At 74.0% G+C, this 16928-nt stretch carries 19 protein-coding genes; 5 read left to right on the top strand and 14 right to left on the bottom strand.

Annotated elements, in window-relative coordinates:
• Positions 1-32: 32 nt before the first annotated feature.
• Together GL263_RS07555 and GL263_RS07550 are read right to left on the bottom strand one after the other, a co-directional pair.
• Positions 33-953 carry a transketolase family protein gene (locus GL263_RS07555; protein WP_182854811.1) on the bottom strand — a complete coding sequence of 307 codons (921 nt, stop codon included), beginning with the start codon at positions 951-953 and terminating at the stop codon, positions 33-35.
• Between the two features lie 32 nt (positions 954-985).
• Positions 986-1723, bottom strand: coding sequence for a thiamine pyrophosphate-binding protein (locus GL263_RS07550; protein WP_182854810.1), 738 nt, complete (start codon positions 1721-1723; stop codon positions 986-988).
• Between the two features lie 53 nt (positions 1724-1776).
• Here GL263_RS07550 and soxR point away from each other — a divergent pair, with 53 nt between their 5' ends.
• Complete coding sequence (soxR, locus tag GL263_RS07545) at positions 1777-2238, top strand: redox-sensitive transcriptional activator SoxR (RefSeq protein ID WP_182854809.1); 462 nt, start codon at positions 1777-1779, stop codon at positions 2236-2238.
• Between the two features lie 12 nt (positions 2239-2250).
• On the opposite strand, the gene GL263_RS07540 is transcribed toward soxR, so the two are convergent.
• Positions 2251-4440: a putative bifunctional diguanylate cyclase/phosphodiesterase gene (locus GL263_RS07540; protein WP_438947930.1), complete on the bottom strand. Its 2190-nt coding sequence runs from the start codon at positions 4438-4440 to the stop codon at positions 2251-2253.
• Positions 4437-5249, bottom strand: a complete 813-nt coding sequence (locus tag GL263_RS07535) for an SAM-dependent methyltransferase (RefSeq protein WP_182854808.1) — start codon at positions 5247-5249, stop codon at positions 4437-4439. The genes GL263_RS07540 and GL263_RS07535 overlap by 4 nt, the downstream gene beginning before the upstream one ends.
• A gap of 377 nt (positions 5250-5626) precedes the next feature.
• On the opposite strand from GL263_RS07535, the gene GL263_RS07530 reads away from it, so the two are divergent.
• Both GL263_RS07530 and GL263_RS07525 read left to right on the top strand, forming a co-directional pair.
• Complete coding sequence (locus GL263_RS07530) at positions 5627-5983, top strand: DUF6343 family protein (RefSeq protein ID WP_228456204.1); 357 nt, start codon at positions 5627-5629, stop codon at positions 5981-5983.
• 123 nt (positions 5984-6106) lie between these two features.
• A complete protein-coding gene (locus GL263_RS07525) occupies positions 6107-7336 on the top strand; it encodes an anhydro-N-acetylmuramic acid kinase (protein ID WP_182854807.1) in 1230 nt (409 codons plus the stop codon).
• A 33-nt stretch (positions 7337-7369) separates the two neighbouring features.
• On the opposite strand, the gene GL263_RS07520 is transcribed toward GL263_RS07525, so the two are convergent.
• The 7 genes from GL263_RS07520 to GL263_RS07490 all read right to left on the bottom strand — a co-directional run bounded on the left by GL263_RS07520 (position 7370) and on the right by GL263_RS07490 (position 12121).
• Entirely contained in the window at positions 7370-8686 is a 1317-nt protein-coding gene (locus GL263_RS07520; RefSeq protein WP_182854806.1) for a transglycosylase family protein, read from the bottom strand.
• Between the two features lie 241 nt (positions 8687-8927).
• The gene (locus GL263_RS07515; RefSeq protein WP_182854805.1) at positions 8928-9731 is read right to left on the bottom strand and encodes a DUF6227 family protein; all 804 of its coding nucleotides are present in this window, start codon (positions 9729-9731) and stop codon (positions 8928-8930) included.
• Positions 9732-9917: 186 nt separating this feature from the next.
• Positions 9918-10163: a DUF2277 domain-containing protein gene (locus tag GL263_RS07510; RefSeq protein ID WP_182854804.1), complete on the bottom strand. Its 246-nt coding sequence runs from the start codon at positions 10161-10163 to the stop codon at positions 9918-9920.
• A 10-nt stretch (positions 10164-10173) separates the two neighbouring features.
• The gene (locus GL263_RS07505; RefSeq protein WP_182854803.1) at positions 10174-10947 is read right to left on the bottom strand and encodes a (2Fe-2S)-binding protein; all 774 of its coding nucleotides are present in this window, start codon (positions 10945-10947) and stop codon (positions 10174-10176) included.
• Positions 10948-11036: 89 nt separating this feature from the next.
• Entirely contained in the window at positions 11037-11306 is a 270-nt protein-coding gene (locus GL263_RS07500) for a DUF1876 domain-containing protein (RefSeq protein ID WP_182854812.1), read from the bottom strand.
• Between the two features lie 123 nt (positions 11307-11429).
• Positions 11430-11663: a metallothionein gene (locus tag GL263_RS07495; RefSeq protein ID WP_182854802.1), complete on the bottom strand. Its 234-nt coding sequence runs from the start codon at positions 11661-11663 to the stop codon at positions 11430-11432.
• A 239-nt stretch (positions 11664-11902) separates the two neighbouring features.
• The gene (locus GL263_RS07490; protein WP_182854801.1) at positions 11903-12121 is read right to left on the bottom strand and encodes a hypothetical protein; all 219 of its coding nucleotides are present in this window, start codon (positions 12119-12121) and stop codon (positions 11903-11905) included.
• 116 nt (positions 12122-12237) lie between these two features.
• Between GL263_RS07490 and GL263_RS07485 the strand changes: the two genes are divergently transcribed.
• The gene (locus GL263_RS07485; RefSeq protein WP_182854800.1) at positions 12238-12654 is read left to right on the top strand and encodes an HIT family protein; all 417 of its coding nucleotides are present in this window, start codon (positions 12238-12240) and stop codon (positions 12652-12654) included.
• Here GL263_RS07485 and GL263_RS07480 read toward each other — a convergent pair.
• From GL263_RS07480 to GL263_RS07470, 3 genes are all read right to left on the bottom strand, one after another.
• Positions 12643-14178, bottom strand: a complete 1536-nt coding sequence (locus GL263_RS07480) for an ATP-dependent DNA ligase (protein WP_182854799.1) — start codon at positions 14176-14178, stop codon at positions 12643-12645. The two genes, GL263_RS07485 and GL263_RS07480, sit on opposite strands and share 12 nt — an antisense overlap.
• Before the next feature lie 66 nt (positions 14179-14244).
• Positions 14245-15066 (bottom strand): ABC transporter permease, encoded by an 822-nt coding sequence (locus GL263_RS07475; protein ID WP_182854798.1) that lies wholly within the window; start codon positions 15064-15066, stop codon positions 14245-14247.
• The gene (locus GL263_RS07470) at positions 15056-16036 is read right to left on the bottom strand and encodes an ATP-binding cassette domain-containing protein (protein ID WP_182854797.1); all 981 of its coding nucleotides are present in this window, start codon (positions 16034-16036) and stop codon (positions 15056-15058) included. The genes GL263_RS07475 and GL263_RS07470 overlap by 11 nt, the downstream gene beginning before the upstream one ends.
• 82 nt (positions 16037-16118) lie before the next feature.
• On the opposite strand from GL263_RS07470, the gene GL263_RS07465 reads away from it, so the two are divergent.
• Positions 16119-16901 carry a TetR/AcrR family transcriptional regulator gene (locus tag GL263_RS07465; protein ID WP_182854796.1) on the top strand — a complete coding sequence of 261 codons (783 nt, stop codon included), beginning with the start codon at positions 16119-16121 and terminating at the stop codon, positions 16899-16901.
• Positions 16902-16928: the final 27 nt, after the last annotated feature.

Here is a 16928-nt window from a genome sequence, read left to right as displayed (position 1 = left end):
GCCCCAGGCCGTGCCGCCGGTGCCCGGCCGCGTCAGCCGGCTGCCGTGGCCCCGCCGGCGAACGCGGTGACGCTCGCGCGCAGACCGGCGGCGTCCAGGCCGTGCGCCCGCACATGGTCGGCGGCCTCGCCGTAGCGGCGCAGCTCCTCCCGCGAGGTGCCGAGGTGGAGCAGCCGGTGCGGCACGTCGTGCAGCGCCTCGGCCACGGCGGCGCTCGACGTCCCGCGCAGGTACGGCTCCACCAGCACCACGTCCGCGGTGGCCCGCCCGGCCACCGCCGCGCGCAGCGCCCGGTGGTCGAAGGGCCGCACGGTCGTCGCGTACAGCACGGTGGCGTCCACGCCCTCCAGTGCGGCGAGCGTCGCGTCCAGCAGCGGGCCGACGGCGACCACGACCGGTGCCCGCGCGGAACCGCGTCGCAGCGTCAGGAAGCCGTTCGGGGAGACCGGGCGGGGCGTGCGGTTGGCCTGGAGGGACAGGCGGACGTACACACGCTCGTCCGTGCTGTAGGCGTGCCGCAGCAGCGTCTCGGCCTCGTCGGGGTGGCCCGGCACGTGCACGGTCCAGCCCTCCAGGGTGTCGAGCAGTGCCACGTCGCCCGGCGACATGTGGGTGTAGCCGCCGGCCGGCCAGTCGTAGGACGCGTTGGCGCTGACCAGCACCCCGGCGGCGCCCTGGTGGCCGAGGTCCAGCTTGACCTGCTCGAAGGGGCGTTCCACCAGGAAGCTGGCGAAGGTGTGCAGAACCGGCCGCAGCCCGGTCAGTGCCAGTCCGCCGCCCACCCCGACGAGCAGCTGCTCCCGGATGCCGACGTTGACCACCCGGTCGGGATGCCGGATGGCGGCGGCGCGGAAGCCGTCCGCGCTGATCTCGGCGAGGACGACGGCCAGTCGCGGGTCCTCGTCGAGGAGGTGGGAGGTGACGGCGGTGAAGCGTTCACGCATGGTGTCCACGGGGGCTGCTCCAGGAGGTGTGCGGGGGCGGGTCAGGAGGACTTGGGTTCGACGCGGGCGACCACCGCGTGCGGCCGGCCCGGATGCGGGCGGGTGCAGGCGTCGTAGAGGGCGTCGTGGTCCCGGCCGTCGACCTCCGCGACCGACCAGCCGGCGACGTGGAACCGGTCCGCGAGGCCGCCCGGGCGGCCGTGGGTGGCCGAGCGGTTGTCGATCACCACGGCGTGCAGTGCGGCCAGCCCGACCGCGCCGGCGAAGTCGATCGCCTCGTGGTTGCTGCCCTCGTCCAGTTCCGCGTCGCCCACCAGCACCCACACCGAGGGGCGCTCACGGCCCTGGGCGCGCAGCCCGAGCGCGCTGCCGACGGCGAGCGGCAGGCCGTGACCGAGCGAGCCGCTGCTGATCTCCACCCCGGGCAGCAGCGTGCGGTCCGGATGGTGGCCGAGCGGGGAGTCCCACGAGCCGAAGCCGGGCAGCAGCTCGACCGGCAGGAAGCCCTTGGCGGCCAGCGTGGCGTAGTAGGCCATCGGGCCGTGCCCCTTGGAGAGCAGGAAGCGGTCCCGGTCGGGGGAGTCGGCGGAGTCGGGGGAGACGCGGAGCACCCGGTCGTAGAGCACCCAGACGGCGTCGGTGGTCGAGGTGGCGGCCGGGCCGTGCTTGTCGGCGCCGGTCATCAGGCTCATCAGCCGCGGCAGGTCCTCGAACCCCAGAGCATCGTCGGGGAGTTCGGCGTCTCGGATGCCGGGCGGCCCGGCTGTGGTGTTGGTCATGAAGCCAGCCTGCTACTTCAAGTGTGCTTGAGGTCAAGGCTATGCTGGCGATCATGAAGGAGATCCCGGACCGGCTGACCATCGGCGAGCTTTCCGCACGGAGCGGCATGGCTGCCTCGGCGCTGCGCTACTACGAGGAGCTGGGGCTGATCAGCTCGACGCGCACCGCGGGCGGCCAGCGGCGCTACGCCCGCGCCACACTGCGCAGGGTCGCCTTCGTCCGCGCGGCACAGCAGGTCGGCCTGTCGCTCGACGAGGCGCGAGAGGCCATGGCGCGGCTACCCGCGGACCGGGCGCCGAACGCGCGCGAGTGGAGCCGGGTGGCGCGACGCTGGGAGGCGCGGGTGGAGGAGCGCATCGCCGAACTCCAGCGACTCAAGGAGCGGCTGGGCGGCTGCGTGGGATGCGGTTGTCTGAGCCTCCAGAAGTGTCGTCTGTACAACCCCGGCGACCAGGTGGCCGAACGGGGTCCCGGTCCTCGCCACCTCATCGAGGACGTGCCGCTCTCCTCGTGAGACGTGTGCGTGTCACTGCCCCGCGGCCACCGCCATCTGCTCGGAGAACCGCTCGGGCGGGCCCGGCCGCGCGTAGTACCAGCCCTGCGCCGAGTCGCAGCCGAGCGTGCGGAGCTGGTCGGCCTGGGAGGCGGTCTCCACGCCCTCCACGGTGACCGACAGCTCCAGCGCGTGGGCGAGCGAGACGATGCCCTCCACCACCCGCAGGTCCACCGGGTCGGCCGGGTGCTGCTGGAGCCCCTGGGTGAACGACCTGTCGAGCTTGAGCGTGGACGCCGGCAGCCGCCGCAGCGAGGCCAGGTTGGAGTAGCCCGTGCCGAAGTCGTCCAGCGCTATGCCGACCCCCAGTTCGGCCAGCTGCCGCAACGGCTTCAGCTCGTCGTCGTCCGCCCTGATCAGCGCCGACTCGGTGACCTCCAGGCACAGCGACTCCGGAGGCAGCCCCGCGTTCTGGAGCACCGCGACGGTGTCGGCGACCAGGTGCGGGTGGTGCAGCTGACGCGGCGAGAGGTTGACGTTGACGCGCAGCTGGCGGGGGCCGCCGATGCCCCGCACCTGCCACTCGCACGCCTGCCGGACCGCCTGCTCCAGCACCCATCTGCCCAGCGGGACGATCAGCCCCGTGTGCTCGGCCAGCGGGATGAACCGGTCCGGGCCGAGCACGCCGTGCCGGGGGTGGTCCCAGCGCACCAGCGCCTCCGCGCCCTCCACGCAGCCGTCCGCCATCCGCACCAGGGGCTGGTACTCGATGAAGAACTCCGCCCCCTCCAGCGCGGCCGGCAGCCGGTTGGTGAGGCTGTGCCGGCTGATCGCCCGGGCGTCGAGGTCCGGGTCGGCCAGCTCGTAGCGGTTGCCGCCCTGGGCTTTGGCCCGGTACATGGTGATGTCGGCGCTGCGCAGCACCTCGGCCGCCGTCAGCCCCGCCACCGGGCCCTCGACGATGCCGATGCTCGTCCGCACGGACAGCTCCTTGCCGTCCACCCGCACCGGCGTCGACAGCGCCTCCAGCGCGCGGCCGGCCAGGTCGGTGACCTCGGTGCGGTCGCGCGGGTCGCTGACCAGGGCGACGAACTCGTCACCGCCGATCCTGGCGACCAGCTGCCCGGGCCCGGCGAGGCAGCCCTGGAGCCGCTCGGCGACGGCGACCAGGAGCTGGTCGCCCACCGAGTGGCCGAGGCTGTCGTTGACCGTCTTGAAGCCGTCCAGATCCAGGTAGCAGAGCCCGAAGCGGGCGCCCGCCTCGGTGCGGGAGAGCGTCTGCTCCAGCCGCTCGAAGAACAGCGTGCGGTTCGGCAGGTCGGTGAGCGCGTCGTGGGTCGCCTCGTACCGCAGCCGCAGATGCAGCAGCCGCCGCTCGGTGATGTCCTCCATCAGCGCGAGCATGTAGCGCGGTGTGCCGTCGGGGTCGCGAAGCAGCGAGACGGTGAGATTGGTCCACAGAACCGTTCCGTCAGGCCGGTGGTAGGCCTTCTCGGTGTGGAAGTGCTCCCGCTCGCCGCGCACCAGTTCGTCGTACTTGCGCCAGACGCCCGGCGCGTCGTCCGGATGCACCCAGGACGTCACCCGACGGTCCAGCACCACGGCCGCGTTCCCGCCGAACATCCTGGTCAGCGCGGCGTTGACGTCGAGCACGGTGCCGTCCATGGCGGCGATGCCGATGCCGAGGGTGGCCTCCTCGAAGACCGTGCGGAACCGGGTCTGGCTCTCGTACAGCGCCTTCTCGATCTCCGCCTGGGCGGCCAGCGCCGCCCGGGAGATCGACTCCTGCTCGACCCGGGTCCGCTCCTGGAGGGCCCGGGCGAAGCCGGCGGCGATCGCGTGCTGGAGGCGCGCGCACCGGGCGCGCCCCTCCTCGGTGGGCAGCCGCTGCGGGTCCGAGCAGTAGAGCAGCAGGTAGGCGTCCACCACGCCGAGGACCTGCGGCAGCGCCTCGGGGGAGGTGCAGTGCGCCGCGACCAAGGCGCTGCCGACCTCCCGTGCGTCGGCGGGGTCGAAGGGGCGGGCGTGCAGCGCCGTGCACAGCCGTTCGGTCAGCGGGATCAGATGTCGCTCGAACTCCGCTCTGGTCATGGACGTGGCCGTGGTCGGGTAGACGGCTCTGCTCCAGATGGTCGCGAAGCGCCGTATCCCGTCCGCCTGCCGCCCGGACTCCGCCGGGCCGGCGGTGCCCGGCCCGGCGAAACCCTGCACCGGTGTGTTCACGCCTTGCGTCCCACCCCTGCGAAGCCGCTGTAGACCACCGGGTCCTCCTGGTCGGTGGGCCCGTCCGGCCGCCAGTCGGGCATGGAGACGATCCCCGGTTCCACGACGTCAAAACCGGTGAAGAAGCGCTCGACGTCGGGCCGGCGGCGCATCACCAGCTGCGAGCTGGCCGTGCGGTAGACGTCCTGGATCTGCCGCCCGTGCTCGCTGGTGCGCGGACCGCCCTCCCAGGAGGCGTGGGAGAGCACCAGCAGGCTGCCGGCCGGCAGGGCGTCGCGGAAGGCGGCGATCGTCTTCCACGGGTCCTCGTCGTCCTGGATGAAATGCAGCAGGGCCACGAGCAGCAGCGCCACCGGGCGGTCGAGGTCGAGGTGCCCGGTCACCTCCGCGCTCTCCAGGATCTCCTGCGGGGAACGGAAGTCGCCGGCCATCACCACGGCCCGGTCCTGACCCTCCAGGACGGCACGGCTGTGCGCGACGGCCACCGGGTCGTGGTCGACGTAGACGATCCGCGAGGAGGGGTCCGCCTCCAGCGCGACCTCGTGTACGTTGCCGAAGGTGGGTATGCCCGAGCCGATGTCCAGGAACTGGGTGACCCCGTCGCCGACGGCGTACCGCACGGCGCGGCGCATGAAGGCACGGTTCGCCTGCATCACCTTCGGCAGGCCGGGGAAGGCCTCGATCGCCTGCCGGGCCGCCTCACGATCGACCTCGAAGTTGTGCGAGCCTCCCAGATAGAAGTCGTAGATACGCGACACGCTGGGGCGGGACAGGTCGATGCCCTGCGGGGCCCAGTCGGGACGTTCCATCAAAAGCTCCTCATCGCGATCGTCGGCGCATTGACGTTCGAGGGATGAGGCTACTGACCTGAGGCGCATGGGAGTAAGGAAACGGAGACTCAACCTCCCGATACTGTCCTACTGTTGAGCTATATGCCCGGTTCGCGGGGGCGGAATCCCCTTTCCAGGCGCCGCGTTTCGGGCGCCGGAGCAGCGGAACGAACGATTCCGGCCACCGGGCGCGCCGACCCCGTCCGCACGCCGCCCGCCCGGCGCCGCGTACCTCTCGAACGGCGTCGCGCGCCTCCCGGACGGCCGGCCGCCGCCCTCGGCGTGCCCGGTTGCGGACGCCCGCCCGGCCCCCGACGCTCGAGAGGAGGAGTACTCGTCGTCCTCCGGGAGGTGACATGCAGGACCGTCCGTCCGGACGCCGCCCCCCGCCCGACCCCGACCGGGAGGGGATCCTGGGCAGGCTGCTGCCTCGCACCGGCAACGAGCCGCTGACGGCCCGCAGCGCACTGCGGCTGCGACTCATCCTGTCCGTCCTGTTCGCCCCGCTGTTCGTCGCCGGTGCCGTCCTCTTCTGGATCTGGTCCGGCCGCGCCGGACCGCAGGACGTGCCCAGCGCCGACTCGCTGCGCGTCCTGGCCTGGATCAGTACGGCACTGGCCGTCTTCGCCGTGCTCGACCTGCTTGTCGTCCTGCGGCGGATCTCGCACGCCCGGCAGGCCGGCCGCTACCCGGACGGGCCCGGCACGCGCTGAACCCCCGGCCCACGTCGGGGTTCCGCCCTGCCGCCCGTGTCCACCCGGCCTCGCCCTGTTGGCCGCGCCCCGCGCGGCGAGCCCTGCCCGCACGGCCGGCGGGGCGGGCCGACAATGCCGCTCATGCGGATGATCGGCCTGCTCAGCGGCACCTCCCACGACGCGGCGGACGCGGCCGTCGCCGACCTCGACTTCTCGGCGCCCGGCGAGCTCACCATGCGGCCGCGCGGCCTGGTCAGCACGCCCTTCCCGCCCGACCTGCGGGCCGAACTGCTCGCCGCCCTGCCTCCGGCGGCCGTCCCGGCCGGCCGGCTGTGCCGCCTGGACACCCGGCTGGGCCGGTTCTTCGGCACCGCCGCCGCCCGCGCACTGGCCGGACCGGCCGAGGGCCGGGCGGACTGGATCGCCTCACACGGCCAGACCGTCTACCACTGGGTGGAGGGCGCCCGCGCACACGGCACACTCCAACTCGGCGCCGCCGCCTGGATCGCCGAGACGACCGGTCTGCCCGTCGTCTCCGACTTCCGCGGCCGGGACGTGGCCGCCGGCGGGCACGGCGCACCGCTGGTCGCCGCGTTGGACGCCCTCCTGCTGCCCGGTCCCGGCCACGGCGCGCTCAACCTGGGCGGCATCGCCAACCTGACCGTCCGCCTGCCGGACGGCGACGGGCCGGGCGCCCCCTCCCGCCGCGAAGCGGGATCCGGTGCCGGGACCGCCGCCGCGCCCGCGGTCCTCGGCTACGACGTCGGTCCGGCGGGGGCGCTGATCGACGAGGCCGCGGCGTGGGCGACACAGGGAGAGAGCCGGGTCGACACCGGCGGCGCGCGGGCCGCTCGCGGCACGGTGGACGAACGACTGCTGGCCCGTCTCCTCGACGATCCCTACTACCGGCTGCCGCCGCCGAAGTCCACCGGCAAGGAGCACTTCCACGCCGGCTATCTGCGCGACCGCCTGGCCGGGGCCCGACCTGACCCGGACGACCTCCTCGCCACCCTGACCGAGCTGACCGCCCGCCTTGTCGCCGACGCCTGCCGCGCCCACGGCCTGAGCGACCTGTACGTGTCCGGCGGTGGGCTGCGCAACCACCATCTGACGGCCCGGCTGAGGGCCCGAGCGGGGAACGTCCGGATCGTCGACAGCACGGCGCTCGGCGTGGCGCCGCAGGAGAAGGAGGCGCTGCTGTTCGCCCTGCTCGGCTTCCTGGCCGTGCACGGCGTGCCGGCCAACCCCGTCGGCGCCACCGGCGCGCGGCACCTCGTCCTGCTGGGCTCGCTCACCCCGGGGCGCGCGCCGTTGCGTCTGCCCGACCCGGTCGCGGAGCCACCGCGAAGGCTCGTGCTGCTCCGGGACTGAGCAGCCGTCGGCCGAGGACCACACGAACCGGCGTCAGATCCGTACGCCCTTGCCGCGCAGGTAGGCCAGCGGGTCGATGTCGCTGCCGTACCCGGGACCGGTGCGCACCTCGAAGTGCAGGTGCGGCCCGGTGCTGTTGCCGGTGCTGCCGGAACGGCCGAGCGACTGGCCCGTGTTGACGTTCTGTCCGGAGCGTACCGAGATCGCCGACAGGTGCGCGTACTGGCTGTAGCGCCCGTCGTGGTGGCGCAGCACCACCTGGTAGCCGTAGGAGCCCGCCCACCCGGCCGAGACGACCGTGCCGCCGGTGACGGCGCGCACCGAGGTGCCCGTCGGGACGGGGAAGTCGACCCCTGTGTGGTAGCCGGCCGCCCAGGTGCCGCCCGTCGCCCGGTAGCGCGCGCCGGGCGCGGCGCTGACCGGCGCGGTATAGCCGGCCGCCGGCTGCGTGCGGGAGGCCTTCTGTGCCTGCGCCTTCCGCTCGGCCTCGGCCTTCGCGGCGGCGGCCTTCTTCGCGTCCGCCTCGGCCTTCTTCGCGGCGGCCGCCTTCTTCGCCGCGGCGGCCTTCTCCGCCAGTGCCTGGCGGGCCGTTTCCGGGGCCTTGCCGCCGCGCGCGGGGCCGCCGGAGGCGGGTGCCTTCGGGCCCGGGCCGCGCAACTGGAGTCGCTGCCCGGGGATGATCAGGTCGGGGTCGCCGCCGACCACGGCGCGGTTGCGCTCGTAGAGCGCCTGCCACCCGCCCGGCACGCCGTGCGCCCGCGCTATCGAGAAGAGGCTGTCCCCGCTCCGCACGCGGTGACCCGCGGCTCCGTCACGGTGCTCCTGGCGGGAAGGCCGCTTGTCGGCGGTCGGCGCCGAGGTCTTCCCGCCGTTCGCGGTGCTCGGGGCCTTCGGCTGCTGGTCGGCCCGCGCGCCGCCCTGCGCCCGGGAGGCGTCACGCGCCGCGCGGACGGCGCTGCCGTTCGTCTGGGCCATGTCGCGGGTGAGGCCGGCGCGCACCGAGCAGCTCGGCCAGGCGCCCGGGCCCTGGCCCTTCAGCACCTTCTCCGCGATGGCGATCTGCTGTTCCTTGGTGGCGAGGTCGGCGCGGCGCGCGTAGGCCGTGCCGCCGAACTCCTGCCAGGTGGACTGCTTGAACTGCAGTCCGCCGAAGTAGCCGTTCCCGGTGTTCACCTGCCAACGGCCGCTGCTCTCACACGCGGCGACCTTGTCCCACACCTCGACGGGCGCGGCCTGGGCGTGACTGACGCCGATGAGCGGCAACGCGATGCCGGCGCCGCCGACGGTGACCGTCAACGAGGCACGGGAGACGGGACTGGGCTTGTAACGGCGATGGCGGCCACGGGCCATGACGGGTCCTCCCCGAAACCTGCGCGACGTCCGACGTGCGGTTCGACTGGTCCAGCTCCCGATCCCGCTCCGCGACCGCGGAGCGAGCGGTGTCGGAATCGGCAGGCGGACTCAACGTAGAGCGCGCGGGCCGACCGCAGCAACCGGTTCGGCCAATCTCGCACCCACCAACGGCCGTACCGGGGGGCGCACTTCTCCCACCGGTGAGCCCCGAACGCCCCCGGTCCCCTCGAACGGCGCCTCACACCTGTTCGCTGTCGAACGTGGCGGCATGGCCGTGGCGCTCGGCGGCCTCGGCCGCCGACGCCTCGTCGACGTACAGCTCGCAGACCAGCCGGCCGCCCTCGGTGTAGTCGTGCTCGAGCTCGTACAGGCTGACCTCCCGGTTGTCCGCGAGGAGGAAGGTGTGCTCGTAGACCGAGCAGAACGAGTGCTGGCCCAGGTCGGAGAAGCGCCGGGCGATCTGGGTGATGGTGTGCCGGCGGGCGGTGGTGAGCCGGTTGAGGAGGTCCGGTCCGGGCTCGCCGGGGTGACCCGTGTGGCGGGCCCGGCGGATGAGCCGGCGGGCGTGGTCGACGGAGTCCCGCTCGGTGAAGGCGTGCGGTTGCGGCGGCTCGGCCGTCTCCGCCAGCAGCTCGGGGGTCAGGCCGCTGACGTTCGCGGCTATCACGCAGCCGTGCGGGTCGTCCGGCACGTCGCCCATGCGCCGGTGCACCCGCCGTTCGGCCTTCCGCAGCGTGGTGTCGTCCTGGTAGATCTCGCACACCAGCCGGCCGTCGGGGTCGGTGTCGTGCTGGAGCTCCCACAGCGGGACCTCGGTGCCGTCGTCGAGCACGAAGGTGTGCCGGTAGGTGCGGCAACGCATCGGCGGGGGAGGGGAGTTGCGCTCGCGCCAGGAACGCAGCCTGACCCGGCACAGCCGTGCTCCGGAGAGCCTGGCGAGCAGCGCGTCGCCGATCTCGAAGGGGTTGCGGCACTCGGCCAACAGCCGCGCCAGGTGCTCGCCGGGCGCGGCGTGGTCCCTGATCCGCGGCAGCTTGCTCATCGGAACGCCTCCAACTGGGTACCCGTCATTCACTGTTCGAATACCCTCTGTAGTGCCTGCGCTCCCCTATGTGTGCAAAGTTGGCTGAGTTCCGATGGTTTGTGCATCGCTGAACAGCGACTTCTCGGCGGTGGCCGGATCGCTGCGGTCAGAATCGATTACTTTGTGTAGCAAAAGGGTGGTGGTTCACTCCGCTTCCCGGCCCGAGGCGGGCTCTCTCCGGTGGGCGCCGCGGACCGTCAGCGACCCCAGAAGCTCCGTCGTGGCGGCCGTGACCGCCTCCACGGCCCGTTCGAACGCGGCGCTGTTGTGCGCCGCCGGGCGCTGGAATCCCGAGACCTTGCGTACGTACTGAAGCGCGGCCGCCCTGATGTCCGCCTCGGAGACCGACTCGGCATACGGCGGGCGCAACGTCCTGATACTCCGGCACATGCTCAGCACGTTACGCCGACCCACTGACAGAGGCCCGCCGACCGCCGCCGCCCCGGGGGGCCGGCGCGGTGTCGAAGACGCAGTCGCCGCACAGGCCCCCGCCGACGCGGTAGTACAGACAGCAGGTGCGGCGGCGGAGGACGTCACCCCGCAGGGTCGCCGTGCCCCGCAGCGGGGCGGTCTCCAGCAGCGCGGCGGTCAGCTCGCGGGCCACGGGGACGCACTCCGGGCGCCCGTTCGCCCGGCACCACGTGGTGAGCTGGCCGAGCGCGCCGCCGAGCGCCGACGCCGCGTTCCCCCACAGCAGCCGCTCCGACACCGGCGCCACCCGGCGCACCGACGTCACCAGGGGGCGCAGGTGGCGCTCGCACACCGTGCGCGACAGCGGCTCCACCAGCGCCTCCGGCCCGGCCGGCCCGTACGTCCCTCCCGGCGCCGGGAGGGGTTCCGTCAGCCACAGGTCGTCCGGGCTGGTGGCGGCCGCGTCCCACCACAGTGCCGCGGGGTCGAGAGCGGGCACCTCGCCGCGCAGCACGCTGGTGCCGAGCGCCACCGAGCAGAGCCGGGCCGCGAGCCCGAGTTGGGCGACGGACGCCGCCACCCGCGGCTCCCGCGTCCCCAGCCGTGCGCCGACCCGCTCGATCCGCGAGGCCAGCACCGCGTCGGCCTCACCGGCGTACAGGCTCGCCAGGCTCACCGCCGAGCCGGGCACCGGTTCCATGGTGCGGAGCGCGAAGAAGCCCCCGGGCCCCTCGTCCGGTCGGTCCGCCGTGTGGGATTCCATGGGGCGAACTGTAGAGGGGCACGAGGGCGCGCCCGCCCGGCGGGCGGGAAACCCGCGGGGACGTCCGGACGGGCTCGGTTCTCCTCGGATCAGGCGACGAGATGGGCGGGTTGGTGCGTGGCCTCCTCGATCTCGGCGCCGGCCTTGGCGAGAAGCTGGTGCCGAAGGTCGTCCAGGGCGCGTGCGGCGGCGATCTCCTCGCCGACCCGCTGCTGTGCCGGGTCCGTCGGATAGCGGTCCGCGCGCCCGTGGGCCCGCAGTGCCGCCCCGTCGGGCAGGCGCAGCACGCAGTCGGCGCGTGTCTTGTCACCGTCCTCCAGGAACTCCATGTCGATGTGCCAACCGACGATCGTCTCCATGGTGCTCACCTCCAGGTGCTTCTTCCAGGGTGCACCGAGCGGGCGGGGGAGTCGACATGTCGACCCGCGTCGGACCGTGCCGGCTCGCGGCGCCGGACGGCCGGGTCAGGCGCGGCCTCCGGGTCAGGCGTGGTCCACCAACTCCTGGTGGCCCTGCACCCGGGCGCAGTGCGCGCAGCAGAAGAAGCGCCCGTCCGCCTGCACCCCGTGGCCGAGGATGCGGCACTCGCAGTTCTCGCAGATCGGCGCCATGCGCTGGGCGGCGCACTCCAGGCTGTCGAAGACGTGCACGGCTCCGGCGGCGTGCACCTCGAAGGACATCTCGTAGTCGTTGCTGCATACCTCGCACACGGCCATCGCGCTCAGCTCCTCGGATCGTGTCTCGCGTGGTGCTTGTCCTGCGGGGGTGACGGGGCGGGTACCCGCGTCCGTGGGCAAGAATGCGTCCGCCGCGTACCGCGCCGGACGACGGCGCGCGTGTCACCCGGCGCCGGGCGGTCGCCTTCACCCGCCCGGCGCGCGCCGCGCCACCCGTCCGGCGGAACGGAACTGCTGAGCAGAACCGTTCCGGCACCGAGGCGGCCCCGCGCGCCGGGTCAGGGCACCTCGCGCAGGTAGACGGCCCCGCAGGTGTGGCAGAACGGCTCGTGCATCGCGCCCCACGCGTCCTCGGACCTGGTGGCCGACCGTTCGTCGAGGTCCCTGCCGCACAGCGCGGTCGTCCCCTCGCCACGCACCATGTGCCAGGTCTTGACCGTGGCCTCGGCCCCGACGTCGCCGTTCGAACGGTACTCCGCTCGCATCAGGTGCTTCATGACCGCGACCTCCCAGGACTCCGACCGGACCGCGGGCCTTCCCCGTCATCATCCGACGCCGGCCCGGCGCCCGCCACCGCGCGCGGGAGCGCCGGGGGCGGTAGTTCACTGGGGGCATGGAGTGCGTCTTCTGCGAGATCGTCGCCGGCCGTGCGCCGGCCCACCTGGTCTGGGCCGACGCGCACGCGGTCGCCTTCCTCGACCGGCGCCCGCTCTTCCCCGGCCATGTGCTCGTCGTGCCCCGGGGCCACCACACCACCCTCACCGACCTGCCGCCCGACGAACTGGACCCCTACTTCCGCGGCGTCCAGCGCGTCGCGGGCGCGGTCGCCGCCGGAATGGAGGCGGCGGGAACGTTCGTCGCGGCGAACAACGGCGTCAGCCAGTCCGTCCCGCACCTGCACTTCCACGTGGTGCCCAGACGGCCGAAGGACGGCCTGCGCGGCTTCTTCTGGCCGCGCCGCCGCTACCGGGACGAGGAGGAGGCCGCCTCCGTCGCCGCACGACTGCGCCGGCTGCTGTCAGCGCCGTAGGGCGAGCACGGCCTCCACGGGGTCGGCCTGCTCGGCCGGCTTGTCCTCCCGGTAGCGCAGCACCCGCGCGAAGCGGAGCGTCACCCCGGCCGGGTAGCGGGTGGAGCGCTGCACACCGTCGAAGGCGATCTCCACCACCAGTTCGGGTCGCACCCGCACTCCCCACGGCTCCCTCACCACGGCCAGTTCGGACAGCCGCCCGGTCTGCCACCGCAGCAGCGCGTCGGTCATCCCCTTGAACGTCTTGCCCAGCATCACAAACGACCCGTCCGCGCCGCGCGCGCCCAGGTGCAGGTTGGACAGCAGGCCGGTGCGGCGTCCGTGCCCCCACTCGGCGGCGAGCACCACGAGGTCGAGTGTGTGGACGGGCTTGACCTTGAGCCAGGAGCGTCCCCTGCGGCCCGCCCGGTAGCCGGAGTCCAGGGCCTTGACGACCACCCCTTCCCGGCCGTCGGCGAGCATCCGCTCCGCGAACGCGGCGGCCGCCTCCCGCTGGTCGCGGTCCTGCGGATCGGTCACCTCGATCCGGCGGATCAGATGCGGGGGCGCCACGAGTCGGGCGAGTGCGCGGTGCCGTTCGGCGGCGGGGGCCTCCAGCAGCTCCCGCCCGTCCACACCGAGCAGGTCGAAGAAGACGGCGGTGAGCGGCAGGGCCCCGTGCGCGGTGCCCACGTCGTCGCGGGTGCCGACCCGGCCCGCAATGTCCTGGAAGGGCAACGGCCGGCCCGACGTGTCGAGGGCGACGACCTCGCCGTCCAGCACCGCGCTGTCGACGGGCAGCCGCCCGGCCAGGCGGGTCACCTCCGGGAGGCGGCCGGTGATCTCGTCGAGCGTGCGGGTGAAGACGCGCGCCCGTCCGTCGGCGACGTGCACCTGTGCCCGCACGCCGTCCAGCTTCTCCTCCACCGCCGCCGGGCCCAGGGCGTCCAGCGCCTCCGCGACGTCGGCCGCGGTGTGCGCCAGCATGGGCAGCACCGGCCGGCCCACGGTGAGGCGGAACTCCGCCAGGGTGGCCGGCCCCTCGGCCAGCGCCCGGCGGGCCACCTCGCCCAGCGAGCCGCCGAGCATCACCGCCCGCCGGACGTCCTGCGGCTCGGCGCCGACCGCGGACGCCAGGCCCTCGACGGCCATCGCGTCCAGCGCCCCCTGCCGCAGCTCGCCGCCGATCAGCCGGACCAGGAAGCCCTGCTCCTCCGCGGTGGCCGCGCCGAGCAGCCGGTGCAGCAGACGGCGGCGTTCGGCCACCGCGCCGCGCCCGGCCACGGCGGCGACGGCGGTGAGCGCCGCGTCCACCTCACCGACCGTCAGCGTCGCGCGCGCCGCCGGCGTGACCGGTTCGGCCAGCGCACGCCAGCCGAGGTGGGTACGCCGCTGCGGCAGCCGCCCCGCGAGGTAGGTGACCACCACCGGCGCCTCGTCCGGCTCGGCGTGGGAGAACAGCCGGGCGAGCAGGGCGGTCTTCTCGGAGCGACCCGTGGTGGCGGCGATCTCCGCCGAGGTGCGGGCGAGTTCGGCCAACAGCATGCGTTCATCCTCACCCGCCGCGCTCCCGCCCGCACCACGATCGGTGGCGGTCGCGGTGGCAGCGCCTCAGCGGTGGCGGCGGGCCAGGGCGAGTGAGGCCAGCGGCACGGAGAGGGCCAGCAGCACGGCGCACCAGGCCAGTGCGATCCAGGGAGACGCGCCGGCCGGAGCACCCAGCAGCAGCGCCCGCAGCGACTCGATCACCGAGGTCACCGGTTGGTGTCCGGCGAAGCCGTGGAGCCAGCCCGGCATGGTCTCCACCGGGACAAACGCGCTGCTCGGATAGGGCAGGAAGAGCGCGACGAAGCCGAAGGCGCCGGCCGCCTCCGGCGTGCTCACCAGCGCGCCTACCACCGCCGCCAGCCAGCTCAACGCCAGCACGTAGCACAGCAGTACCACCGCGGCCGCCAGGGCCGCGCCGAGCGAGGCCCGGGGCCGGAAGCCCAGCAGCAGGGCCACCAGCAGCACCGCCGCCGTGGCCGCCGCGTTCCTGGCCAGGCTCGCGAGGACGTGCCCGCCCACCAGCGCGGTGCCGCCCACGTCCATGGAGCGGAAGCGGTCGACGACACCGCTCCGCAGGTCGCCGTTGAGAGTGGAGGCGGTCAGCGCGGCGCCGTACCCGGAGCACAGCACCAGCACCCCGGGGACCACGTACGTCACGTACGACGTAGCCGGGTCGCCCGTGGTGATGGCGCCGCCGAAGAGGTAGACGAAGACGAGCATCAGCAGGACCGGCAGGGCGAGCGACATCAGCAGCGCGTCCAGGTTGCGGGCGCTCAGCCGTACGCAGCGGCCGGTGAGCGTGACCACACGGGCCAGCGGTCCGGCCGTCGGCGCCGGCCGGTGCGGCGCGGCGCGGGTGGGGCCGAGGGCGTGGCTATGCGGCATGTCCGGTCTCCTTGGGGCGAGTGCCGGCCGGCCGCGTGGCCCGGCCGGTGAGGGCGAGGAAGACGTCGTCCAGGGAGGCGTCGAGGACGTCGAAGCGGGCGAGCAGGTCGGCGGTCGGGTCGAGGCGGTCGAGCAGGCCGCGCACCGCCGCGGCGGTGCCGTCGGTGGCCACGGACAGCCGCAGGCCGTGCGGGTCGTCGTGGAGGGGGGCCACGTCGAGGCGGCGGCGCAGCTCCTGGTGGGCCGTGGGGGAGACCGCGGTGAGCTCCAGCCGCCTGGCCGCGACCCTGCGTTTGAGCTCCGCCGGCGTGCCCTCGGCGACGATCCGGCCCCGGTCGAGCAGGGTCACGCGTCCGGCGAGGTGGTCGGCCTCCTCGAGGTACTGGGTGGTGAGGAAGACGGTGACGCCCTGGCGGGCCAGTTCCGAGACCGTCCCCCAGGTGGTGCGGCGGCTGCGCGGGTCGAGTCCGGTGGTGGGCTCGTCGAGGAACAGCACCCGCGGTCGGCCCCCGGTGAGGGCGGCGGCGATGTCCAGTCGGCGGCGCATCCCTCCGGAGTAGGTGGCCACCGCCCGGTCGGCGGCCTCCCGCAGGTCGAAGGAGCCCAGGAGTTCGGCGGCCCGTTCGCGTGCCGCCCGTCGCCCCAACCCTCGCAGCCGGCCGAACGTCCACAGGTTCTCCCGGCCGGTCTGCTGCTCGTCGAGCGCCGCGTACTGGCCGGTGACGCTGATGCGGCGGCGCACCGCCGCGCGTTCCCTCCGCACGTCGTGGCCGGCGACGCGCACCACGCCGCCGTCCGGACCGCTGAGGGTGCTGAGTACCCGGACGGTGGTCGTCTTGCCGGCGCCGTTGGGGCCGAGCAGCGCGTGCACCCCTCCCGCCGGCACCCGGAGGTCGATCCCCCTCAGCACCTCGGTGTCGCCGTAGGACTTCAGCAGCCCGGCGACCTCGATCGCCGCCTCTTCGGACATGGTGTCCCCCCTCCTTGCTTGTTTACGGCGTACGCAATTCTGTTTATGACGTACACCTTACTGCTGATGTTATACACGGTCCATGGACGGCAACAGTGAGAACTCCTGGGGGATCCCGCCCGCGGTCGCCAGGGCCTGGGGCGTCGGCCACGACGTCACCACGGCGCCGCGACGCGGGCTGAGCCTGGAGCGCATCGTGCGGGCGGGGATCGACTGCGCGGCCGCCGAGGGGATCGGCGCGGTCTCGATGAGCCGGGTCGCCGCCATGCTCGGCGTCTCCGCGATGGCCCTCTACCGGTACGTCGGCGCGAAGGACGAACTGCTGCTCCTGATGGAGGACGCCGCGGTCGGCCCGCCGCCCCCGGAGCTCGCCGAGCCCGCCGACTGGCGCACCGGCCTCGCGGAGTGGGCGCGCGCCTACCGCCGGGTGCTGCACGACAACCTCTGGGTGCTCGCGGTGCCGGTCAGCTCGCCGCCCGCCACTCCCAACTCGGTCGTCTGGATGGAGTACGGGCTGCGCGCCCTCAGGGGCAGCGGGCTCGACGCCGGGGAGCGGCTGGGCGTGCTGACCCTGCTGAGCGAGTACGTGCGCGGCGAGGCGGCGGTCGCCGCCGACCTGGCCGCGGCGGCCCGGGAGGCCGGTCTCAGTCCCGCCCACATGAACGCCGCCTACGGCCGGCTGCTGGCCGGCCTCGCCGACCGCGAACGCTTCCCCGAGGTGAACGCGGTCCTCGACGCGGGAGTACTGGAGGCGGGCGGCGACGGCGGGACGCCCAGCGAGGCGGGCGAGGATTTCGACTTCGGCCTGGAGCGGGTGCTCGACGGAGTCGCCGCCCTCGTCGACCGGGGGCGCGCCGATGCCTGAACTTCCCTCAGCCCCCGAGCCCCGACC

Source organism: Streptomyces durbertensis, assembly GCF_014156695.1.
Taxonomy (GTDB): domain Bacteria; phylum Actinomycetota; class Actinomycetes; order Streptomycetales; family Streptomycetaceae; genus Streptomyces; species Streptomyces durbertensis.
The sequence above is the reverse complement of the archived record's forward strand: the minus strand, read 5'-3'. Positions and strand labels throughout refer to the sequence as shown.

What these genes read in the sequence shown, in the direction of transcription:
- GL263_RS07470 (WP_182854797.1), bottom strand. Translation starts at nt 16,036, where the DNA reads ATGTCCGAAGAGGCGGCGATCGAGGTCGCCGGGCTGCTGAAGTCCTAC.
- GL263_RS07475 (WP_182854798.1), bottom strand. Translation starts at nt 15,066, where the DNA reads ATGCCGCATAGCCACGCCCTCGGCCCCACCCGCGCCGCGCCGCACCGG.
- GL263_RS07485 (WP_182854800.1), top strand. Translation starts at nt 12,238, where the DNA reads ATGGAGTGCGTCTTCTGCGAGATCGTCGCCGGCCGTGCGCCGGCCCAC.
- GL263_RS07480 (WP_182854799.1), bottom strand. Translation starts at nt 14,178, where the DNA reads ATGCTGTTGGCCGAACTCGCCCGCACCTCGGCGGAGATCGCCGCCACC.
- GL263_RS07550 (WP_182854810.1), bottom strand. Translation starts at nt 1,723, where the DNA reads ATGACCAACACCACAGCCGGGCCGCCCGGCATCCGAGACGCCGAACTC.
- GL263_RS07490 (WP_182854801.1), bottom strand. Translation starts at nt 12,121, where the DNA reads ATGAAGCACCTGATGCGAGCGGAGTACCGTTCGAACGGCGACGTCGGG.
- GL263_RS07510 (WP_182854804.1), bottom strand. Translation starts at nt 10,163, where the DNA reads ATGTGCCGGAGTATCAGGACGTTGCGCCCGCCGTATGCCGAGTCGGTC.
- GL263_RS07535 (WP_182854808.1), bottom strand. Translation starts at nt 5,249, where the DNA reads ATGGAACGTCCCGACTGGGCCCCGCAGGGCATCGACCTGTCCCGCCCC.
- GL263_RS07525 (WP_182854807.1), top strand. Translation starts at nt 6,107, where the DNA reads ATGCGGATGATCGGCCTGCTCAGCGGCACCTCCCACGACGCGGCGGAC.
- GL263_RS07505 (WP_182854803.1), bottom strand. Translation starts at nt 10,947, where the DNA reads ATGGAATCCCACACGGCGGACCGACCGGACGAGGGGCCCGGGGGCTTC.
- soxR (WP_182854809.1), top strand. Translation starts at nt 1,777, where the DNA reads ATGAAGGAGATCCCGGACCGGCTGACCATCGGCGAGCTTTCCGCACGG.
- GL263_RS07500 (WP_182854812.1), bottom strand. Translation starts at nt 11,306, where the DNA reads ATGGAGACGATCGTCGGTTGGCACATCGACATGGAGTTCCTGGAGGAC.
- GL263_RS07520 (WP_182854806.1), bottom strand. Translation starts at nt 8,686, where the DNA reads ATGGCCCGTGGCCGCCATCGCCGTTACAAGCCCAGTCCCGTCTCCCGT.
- GL263_RS07465 (WP_182854796.1), top strand. Translation starts at nt 16,119, where the DNA reads ATGGACGGCAACAGTGAGAACTCCTGGGGGATCCCGCCCGCGGTCGCC.
- GL263_RS07495 (WP_182854802.1), bottom strand. Translation starts at nt 11,663, where the DNA reads ATGGCCGTGTGCGAGGTATGCAGCAACGACTACGAGATGTCCTTCGAG.
- GL263_RS07515 (WP_182854805.1), bottom strand. Translation starts at nt 9,731, where the DNA reads ATGAGCAAGCTGCCGCGGATCAGGGACCACGCCGCGCCCGGCGAGCAC.
- GL263_RS07530 (WP_228456204.1), top strand. Translation starts at nt 5,627, where the DNA reads ATGCAGGACCGTCCGTCCGGACGCCGCCCCCCGCCCGACCCCGACCGG.